Source organism: Collimonas sp. (assembly GCF_044339385.1).
GTDB lineage: Bacteria > Pseudomonadota > Gammaproteobacteria > Burkholderiales > Burkholderiaceae_D > Collimonas.
Genome location: NZ_JBIIVN010000105.1, coordinates 1 through 9,337, shown reverse-complemented (window position 1 = coordinate 9,337; position 9,337 = coordinate 1). Strand labels below are relative to the sequence as shown.

The 9,337-nt window shown below is 59.5% G+C and carries 3 protein-coding genes; all 3 read left to right on the top strand.

The annotated features are described in order from the left end of the window. Positions 1 to 160 precede the first annotated feature (160 nt). From recC to recD, 3 genes are read left to right on the top strand one after another with little or no spacing between them, the layout of a single operon-like run. A complete protein-coding gene (gene recC, locus ACIQ0R_RS08675) occupies positions 161 to 3,580 on the top strand; it encodes an exodeoxyribonuclease V subunit gamma (protein WP_395826235.1) in 3,420 nt (1,139 codons plus the stop codon). Further along, positions 3,577 to 7,209: an exodeoxyribonuclease V subunit beta gene (gene recB, locus ACIQ0R_RS08670; protein ID WP_395826233.1), complete on the top strand. Its 3,633-nt coding sequence runs from the start codon at positions 3,577 to 3,579 to the stop codon at positions 7,207 to 7,209. Before recC ends, recB begins: the two co-directional genes overlap by 4 nt. After that, positions 7,206 to 9,167, top strand: a complete 1,962-nt coding sequence (recD, locus tag ACIQ0R_RS08665) for an exodeoxyribonuclease V subunit alpha (RefSeq protein ID WP_395826231.1) — start codon at positions 7,206 to 7,208, stop codon at positions 9,165 to 9,167. Before recB ends, recD begins: the two co-directional genes overlap by 4 nt. The last annotated feature ends 170 nt before the right edge of the window (positions 9,168 to 9,337 follow it).

Sequence of the window (9,337 nt, the reverse complement as noted above, 5' to 3'; positions counted from 1 at the left end):
AAGAAGTGGACGATGCCATTGCGGGACTGGAAGGGAGCACTTAACCGCTTCACTATCCAGTTTGAAGAACGGATGAAGCCGAATTAAACGAAATTCCGTTTACACAAAATCCAGCACACCCTCCGGCAACGCGCTCGATTTAACTACTTACTGAATTCTTATGCCATCAAACTTGAGCCCGGGACTTCTTGCCATTCACGGCAATCAACTAGAACAACTTCGCTCGGCGGTGTTTGGCTGGCTGCGCAGCAATCCGCTGGCGCCACTTGAGCAGGAGATTTTCCTGGTTCAATCCAATGGTGTTGCCGAATGGCTGAAGATAGCGCTTGCCGAAGAAATGGGGGTTTGTGCCGCCACCCGTATCACGCTGCCCGGCCGCTTCCTGTGGGAAGCGTATCGGGGCATGCTGGGTTCTCGCAAGGTGGCGCGTCGCTCGGCATTGGACAAGTCAACGCTGACGTGGCGCTTGATGCGTCTTCTGCCTACGCTGCTGGAGCAACCCGACTTTGCCCCGCTGCAACGCTTTCTGGCCGATGGCGACCAGGATCGCCGCTTGCAACTGGCACAGCGCGTGTCCGACCTATTAGACCAGTACCAGGTTTATCGTGCAGATTGGCTGGTTGATTGGTCGGCCGGTCGGGACATATTGCGGCGACCGAGCGGCGACCCGGTCGCGCTGGCCGACGACCAGCGGTGGCAGGCGCAACTATGGCGTGCGATCCTGGCTAGCGTACCGGAACAGGAACAGGAGCGGGACAGCGGGCGCGCCGATGTGCGCCAGCAATTTGTTGATGCCATCGGCAGCGATGCTGCGCCTTCCGGATACTTGCCGCGGCGTGTGGTGGTGTTTGGGGTGTCAGCATTGCCCTATCAGACGCTGCAAGCGTTGGGCATGCTGGCCAGGCGCATGCAGGTGGTGATTGCGGTACCCAATCCCTGTCGCTTTTACTGGGGTGACATCATTCAGGGTCGGGATTTGCTCACTGCCAAACGTCACCGGCAACAGCAACGGGCTGGCCGAGACCTTACTGACATGCCATTTGAAAAAATGCATGCCCACAGCCACCCGCTATTGGCGGGGTGGGGGCGTCTGGGTCGGGATTTCATTCGCATGCTTGATGAATTCGACGACGCGCAGGCGGCCAGCGCGACCTTTCCCAATCTCCGGATCGATCTGTTTAGCGAAGGTGAAGGGCAGAATCTACTGGAACAGGTGCAAGGTGCCATCCGCGACATGCTGCCTTTGAATGAACATCCTCGCCTCAGCATTGATCCGACCGACCGCTCGATCGAGTGCCATATGGCCCACAGCGCACAGCGCGAGGTCGAGGTCTTACACGATCAGTTGCTGGCCATGTTTGCCGGCGCGACCGATAGTCCGCTCAAGCCACGTGACGTGGTGGTGATGGTGCCCGACATCGAGTTATTTTCTCCGGCCATCCGCGCCGTGTTTGGGCAATACAACCGCTACGACGAGCGTTACATTCCATTCGAAATCGCCGATGTTGCGGAGCGGCGGGTCAATCCGTTGCTGGTTGCCCTCGACTGGCTGCTGCGGCTACCGGACCAGCGCTGCCTGCAAAGCGAGGTGCGTGACCTGCTCGACGTGCCTGCATTGGCTGCGCGCTTCAGAATTGCCGAAGCGGACTTGCCGCGCCTGGGGCAATGGATCGCAGGTTCCGGTGTGCGCTGGGGTTTGGACACAGCGCACCGCGAAAGTCTCGGACTTGGCCCGGCTGGCGAACAAAATGCCTGGTTATTCGGTGTGCGGCGCATGTTGTTGGGTTATGCCAATGGTGGCGACGCCAGTTATGCGGGTATCGAGCCATATGCAGAAGTCGGCGGATTGGATGCGGCGCTGGCCGGGGCATTGGCAAGTTTCGTCGAGAAATTGCTGAGCTGGCGCGCTTTGCTGGCGCAATCCGTACCACCTGTGGTCTGGGGAGAGCGTGCCCGGCTGCTGTTGAAAACATTTTTCGATGCCGGCGACGAGCGTGACCGCCTTACAGTCGCTCAGCTCGAACAAGCGTTGCAGGCCTGGCTGGAAGACTGTGAAACGGCGGAATTCGACGAGCCGGTCCCGCTGGTGGTCCTGCGCGAGGGCTGGCTTGGGTCGCTTGACGCGCCGCAACTTAGTCAGCGGTTTGTTTCCGGCGGTGTGACCTTTTGTGCCCTCATGCCGATGCGCGCCGTGCCCTTCCGCGTCGTGTGCCTGCTGGGGATGAACGACGGCGACTATCCGCGCCGCGCCCAGCATGCCGACTTCGATTTGCTGTCCCAGCCAGGGCTGGTCCGCCCTGGGGATCGCTCGCGCCGCGATGACGACCGTTACCTGATGCTCGAAGCCTTGCTGGCTGCCCGCGACAAGCTGTATATCAGTTGGGTGGGGCGCAACGTGCGTGACAACAGCGTGCAACCGCCTTCGGTGCTGGCGTCCCAATTGCGCGATTATCTATGCAGCGGATGGGATCTGGATCTGGCGCAGATTACGACCGAACATCCATTGCAGCCCTTTAGCCGCCGCTACTTTGAAGAGGGCGGATTGCGGACCTATGCCAGGGAATGGCGCACAGCGCATGGCGACAGCAGCGAGGAGGAGGGTTCCGCTTTGTCGCCGTTGCAGAGAGATCAGGAGTCCCGGCTGACACTGAGTGAACTGGCGCGCTTCGTTCGACAACCGGTGAAATATTTTTTCCGGCAGCGGCTGCAAGTGGTCTTTGCCGATAGCCAAATCGTGGGGCAGGATGAGGAGCCGTTCGGTCTCAACGGCCTGGAGGAATATGGCATTCTCGACATCCTGCTTGACGATAGTGGTCCGCAGGAGCCAATCGCCGAGGTGGCGACCCGCTTGCGCGAGCGTACTGCGCGCCTGGCACGCGAGGGCGTGCTGCCGATTGGCCTGATGGGGGAATATTGGCAAGAGCATCTGGTACGTAAGCTGGTGCCGGTGCGTACGACCTGGCTGACGCTATGCAAGCAGTTTCCGCTGGCATCCGCTAAGCTTCCGGTTGCTTTTGCGCATGACAACGTGGAACTGGAAGACTGGCTGGACAAATTGCGCAGCGATGGTAGCGAAACGGTTTGGCTTGAACAAAATCCGGGTAAGGTCACGACTGCTGACAATGCTCCGGCGCCGCGTGGCGAGAAGCTGATTGGCGCCTGGATCCGGCATCTGGCCGCTGCCGCACTCGGACATAGGGTGACCGGCTACCTGGTGGCATCCGACGCGCTGATCGTGATGGCGCCACTGGAGGCCGACAGCGCCAGACAGACCCTTGTGAGCCTGATGTCGAGCTGGAAAGACGGACTCGATCGGCCGTTGCCCACCGCCTGCAAGACGGCCTTGCAGTTTCTCACGACCGGCAAACAACGCGAAACATATGACGGCGGTTATAAGCTCGATGGCGAAGTCGCCGATCCGTGCCTGGCGCGGTTATGGAGCGATTTCGCGGCACTCAGTGCCGAACCCGATTGGGAAAAATGCTCGCGGGCGCTCTATGCCCCGCTGGTCGAGTGGCTCGCCAGCCATGTCACGATAACCACGCTCGAAGCAGCATCAATCGAAAGCGACCCAGCATGAGTCAAGCTCTTATCCCATTGCATTTCCCCCTGAAGGGTTCGCGCCTCATCGAGGCCAGCGCCGGCACCGGCAAGACCTGGACTATTGCCGCCCTCTATGTGCGCTTGGTACTTGGTCACGGTGGCGAAGAGGGTTTCGGTCGTGCACTGTCTCCGTCCGAGATACTGGTGATGACCTTTACCCGCGCCGCGACGCGGGAACTGACCGAACGCATCCGCGCGCGCCTGGTGGAGGCGGCGGCATATTTCCGCGGGCTGGTGTCTGCTGCCAGCGATCCATTTCTGCTGGATTTGATTGCCAGTTATCCGGCCGACTCGGAGCGCCTGCAGGCAGCGCATCTGCTCATGATGGCGGCCGAAGCGATGGATGACTGTGCGATCTTCACGATCGACGCCTGGTGCCAGCGGATGTTGCGCGAACACGCGTTTGACAGCGGCTGCCTGTTCGACGAAGAGTTGGTAAGCAGCGAAAATAGCTTGTTCAGCGACGCCGTCAGGGACTATTGGCGGCAGCATGTGTACCCGCTTGACGGCGTACAACTCGCGGTGCTGCGCGACTGCTGGCCCAATCTGGAGAGCATGGAAAAAGCCATGCGCCAACTGGTCAATCATGTCGCAGTATTCGGCGCGGCAACTGCCGAGTCGCTCGGGCAGATGATCATACGTGTGAGTCAGGAGCAAAAGGCCCATGTGGCCGCCGTCAAACCGGGTTGGGCCGAGCGGGCCGAGCGGATGGAAGCATGGATAGCGGACAATCGGACAGCGTTAAGCGGCACTACCTTGAAAGCAGCAACGGTGGCGACCTGGATTAACGCGCTGCGCGCCTGGGCAACAGATCCAGACATCATTGTACCGGGCGCCGATTTTGACAAGGCGTGGGAAAAACTCACGCTCGACAACCTTCTGAAGTCCTGCAAGAAGGGGCATTCAGTTGCGCCGAGGGACGACTTCGCGCAACTGGTGTCGCTTCAGCAACAACTCATGGGACTTGAGCCGATCGGCCACTATCTCATGCGGCATGCCGCGACCCGGATCGCGCAGCGCATGGCCGAACTCAAACGGCGTACCCGTCAGTTCGGTTTTGCCGACATGCTCGCCCGTCTGCGAGCAGGACTGGAAGGCAGCAATGGCAAAACGCTTGCGCGCCGCATCACTACCCAATACCCGGTCGCGCTGATCGATGAATTTCAGGATACGTCCCCTGACCAGTACCGCATCTTCGACTTGCTGTATCAGGTCGCCAATACCCAGTCTTCCCTTGGTTTGTTTCTGATCGGCGATCCAAAGCAGGCCATCTACGGGTTTCGAGGGGCCGACATTCGTAGTTATCTGGATGCGCGCCAAGCGACGGCCGGACGCCATTACCTGTTGGGTACCAATTTTCGCTCCAGCGAGACGCTGGTCGAAGCGGTCAACCAGGCGTTCCTGCATGCCGAAGGACAGGGGGCCAAGCCCGGCCATCCGGCGGGCGCTTTCCGTTTCCGCAAAAACGGCAATAACCCTTTGCCGTTTGAGAATGTGCTGGCCAATGGCCGCAAGGAACGCCTGGTTTGTGCCGACGATGCACTCACAGTGCTGACGATTTGGTGCAATCAAGATAGCACGCTCAAAGCCGATGACTACCGCGCTCATTTTGCGGCGCAGTGTGCCGAACAGATCGTGACCTTACTCAACGATCCGGAGGCCGGTTTTGCCTCACAAGACGATAAATTCGAACGGCTCAAACCGGCCGATATCGCCGTACTCGTGCGCGACCGCTATGAAGCGGCAGCTGTGCGCCGCGCACTGCAACAGCGCAAAGTGGCCAGTGTCTATTTGTCAGATAAGGATTCGGTGTTTGACAGCGTGCAGGCCGCCGATGTCTTGTTATGGTTGCAGGCGGTGGCCAACCCGCTGGTTGGCAGTCTTGCGCGCGCCGCGTTCGCCACCCGCACGGCGGGCTTGTCGTTGTCGGCTCTGGCGACGCTTGCCGCGGATGACCTGGCATGGGAAGCGCGTGTCGAACAGTTAAAAGCACTGCGTCTGATATGGCAGCGTCAGGGTGTGCTGGCTATGCTGCGGCATTTTATCCATGAGCTTGGTTTGCCGGCGAGTTTGCTCAATCAGATCGGCGGCGAGCGCAGCCTGACCGACCTGTTGCATCTGGCTGAACTGCTGCAAAGCGCCAGCCAGCAACTCGACGGCGAGCAGGCGCTGATTCGCTGGTTGGCCGAGCAGATTGACAATGACACCGACGGCGGCGATGAGCGCATCTTGCGCCTTGAGAGTGATGCAGAGCTGGTTCAGGTAATTACCGTGCACAAATCCAAGGGCCTGGAATACCCGTTGGTCTTTCTACCGTTTGCGGTGTCGGCCAAACCGGTTACTCGCAGAAATCGAAGTTTTTTCGCCTTTACCGATGATGCAGGCCAACCCCAAATCGATTTTTCTCTGACTGATAAAGCGCGTGCCGCCATGGATGCCGCTCGCATTGAGGAAGATGTGCGGCTGCTGTATGTGGCACTGACGCGCGCGCGCCATGCACTGTGGCTTGGCGTTGCGTCGCTCGACAACAAGATCGATGGCTCAGCGTTCGGTTATCTGCTGGGCGGCGGCGCGGACATTTCGAGCGCCCAATTAATGCCGGCGTTGCAGGTGCTGCGTGAGAACTGTGCCGGCATCCGCATACAGGCAGCCGATGCGGTGCCGGCACGCACGCCGCTGTCGCGCGCCGATAGCAGGCCGCCCTTGATTGCGGCGCCACATTTTACCTGTGCGCTTGAGCGTAATTGGGCGATTGCCAGCTATACGTCGATCACCCGCGATCTGTGCGCTACGCCGGTACCCGCCACGCCGATGGCAGAAAAACTGGTTGAAGACGACGACAAAGAGACCGATGACATGCGCCAGGACGTTGCATGGCACCGTTTCCCGCGCGGTGCGCTGCCCGGGCAATTCTTGCATGAGCAGCTGGAATGGATGGCACTCGAAGATTTCGACTTGGTCGACGACGCGCGATTCGATGGTCGGCTGAGGGCGCGCTGTGAGCGAGCAGGGTGGGGACATCGCCAGGACGACGTCGTCGTCTGGATGCATGCAATCGCCACGACCGAACTGCCGCCATTGGGCGCTGCATTATGTACGCTTGGCAATCTGTCGCCTGAAATGGAGTTCTGGTTTGCCGCCGATGGACTGGCGACGAAAGCCCTCGACGGTTTGTGTCAGACGCACCTGCTCGAGGATCTGCCGCGTCCGCCTTTGTCCGAACGTCAACTCAATGGCATGTTGCGCGGCTTCATGGACTTGGTCTTCGAGCATGCCGGCCGCTACTGGGTGCTGGACTATAAATCCAATGCGCTAGCCAGCGGCGACGGCGGTTACCACAAAGAGGCGCTGGCCGAAGGCATGGCGGCAAGTCGCTACGATGTCCAGGGCATGATCTACCTGCTCGCACTGCACCGGCTGCTGCGCAGCAGGCTCGGTGCGAACTACGATCCGGCACGCCATCTGGGAGGGGCGCTATTTTTCTTCCTGCGCGGACTGGCTAATGCCGACACACACGGGTGTTATCACTTGCAACCAGATCCGGCCTTGCTGACAGCGTTGGATCAGTTATTGCCTTTGCCGGCACACATTGAGGAATCAGCATGACAAGTGCATTATTCGCTGCCGTCGACACCATGGTCGACGATGGGCTGCTGCGGCAACTGGGAGTGGCATTTGCCCGTTTCATCGCATCGCTGGCGCATTCACCTGCACCGGCGTCACTGGTGGTCAGCTGCGCATTACTGTCCGAACTCGAAGGGCGCGGTCACAGTTGCCTGAAGCTGGAAGAGCTTGCCGCCGATCCGTGTACGCTGCTGGGTTGGACGCGCGAGCAGTGGCATACCCTGCAGACGGCCGCCGGGCACCTTCCGGCGACTACGACCGAGTGGCAACTGGCGCTCGCGCAATACCAGCAGGTATGGGTAGTGGGCAATCCGGATCGCAGCCAGCCACTTGTGCTGGATCAGGATCGGCTTTATTTGCGGCGTTACTGGCGCGACGAAACGCTGGTCGCGCGCGTAATTGGCGAACGCACTGCCCAACGGCGTGCAGTGAATACCGCGCTGGTGCGCCAGTGGCTCGATCTGCTGTTTGGCGCGCAAGCAGGCAATGTCGAGCCCGACTGGCAAAAAATTGCCTGCGCCGTCGCTGTGCGTGGCACGTTCTCGATTATCACAGGTGGACCCGGAACAGGTAAAACCTACACGGTGGCACGCCTGTTGGCGTTGCTGTTGGCGTTGGCTGAGGATCCCGCGCGGCTGCGCATTGCCCTGGCAGCACCGACCGGTAAGGCCGCAGCACGGCTCAAGCAGTCTATCGATGATGCGCTTGGCGGCCTGGCAGCCAAGGTCGGGGATGCCTTGCCTTTGGCCGATCTGACTGACCGTCTGCCGGCCGCATGCACGCTGCACAGCTTGCTGGGCGCTCGCCCCGATACCCGCGCCATGCGTCACCATGCAGGCAATCCCCTCGAAGTCGATGTGCTGATCGTCGATGAAGCTTCGATGATCCATCTGGAAATGATGGCGGCGTTGCTTGACGCACTCCCGCTAACTACCATGGTAATTTTATTAGGAGACAAAGATCAGCTGGCCTCGGTGGAAGCGGGGGCGGTGCTGGGCGACCTGAGTTTTGGGGCAGAGAGGGGGGGGTATGCGGAGCAGAACGCGCGTTATGTGTTCGAGGCAAGTGGTGAAACTATTCCCGACAACATGGTCACCGGCAATGATGCGCTCGCACAGCAAACGGTCATGTTACGCAAAAGCCGACGATTCAGCGGCCCGATCGGGACCCTCGCACTCGCTGTGAATGCGGGCGATTCGTCGGAGGCGGCAACCTTCCTGCACGCCCGGCAAGATCAGATTCTGCATTGGATGAATCATGCCCGCCAGGACGAGTTATTGCATCTTGCGATCAATGGGCGCCCGGGAGCAGAAGGTGGCTACCGTCCCTATCTGCAATTGCTGCAGGCAAGTCCCATGCCCTGTGACGTAAAGGTCTATGAAGACTGGGTCTATCGTGTACTGAAGGCGTTTGATGCGTTTTGGGTGCTGTGCGCCGTACGTGAGGGAGAGTGGGGCGTTGCCGGTATCAATCAGGCACTTGAGCAGCGCCTGGAAAAGGAAGGTCTGATCCGCCGCCGTGGAGAATGGTATCCGGGGCGTCCGGTGATGGTGACGCGCAACGATTACAGTATCAGGGTATTTAATGGCGACATCGGCATCACTCTGCCTGACCCGTTGCGCACTGACTCGCTGCGCGTATATTTTTTGAATGGCGATGTGGTGCGCAGCGTATTGGCCACACGTTTGGCCAACGTCGACACCACCTATGCAATGACGGTGCACAAGGTGCAAGGCTCCGAATTCGCGCATGTGGTGATGGTCTTGCCAACCGAGGCTGGACCGGTCGTCGCGCGCGAATTGGTGTACACCGGCATAACGCGAGCGAAAGAGCACTTCACCTTGGTTACCCCTGTTCCCGCAGTTCTGGAACAAGCCATTCAGCGGAAAACTCAGCGAGCAAGTGGATTACGGAGTTTGTTGGTGTGCCGAGAGTGTTAGATTTTTTACGTCACGACCTTAGAATGAAAATGACCGCCAGAAGGCGGTATATAGTGGACCCGGAAATCCGGACAATAGTTTAAGGAGTATCCTGCACTGAACAACGAAGGCAGGATATGAACGAATTAAAACGAAACAGTTTCAGCGGGCAACAAAAAGCGAAGGTGGCA

Bases quoted from the DNA above. Each gene is read 5' to 3' on its own strand.
- recC (WP_395826235.1), top strand. From the start codon at position 161: ATGCCATCAAACTTGAGCCCGGGACTTCTTGCCATTCACGGCAATCAA.
- recB (WP_395826233.1), top strand. From the start codon at position 3,577: ATGAGTCAAGCTCTTATCCCATTGCATTTCCCCCTGAAGGGTTCGCGC.
- recD (WP_395826231.1), top strand. From the start codon at position 7,206: ATGACAAGTGCATTATTCGCTGCCGTCGACACCATGGTCGACGATGGG.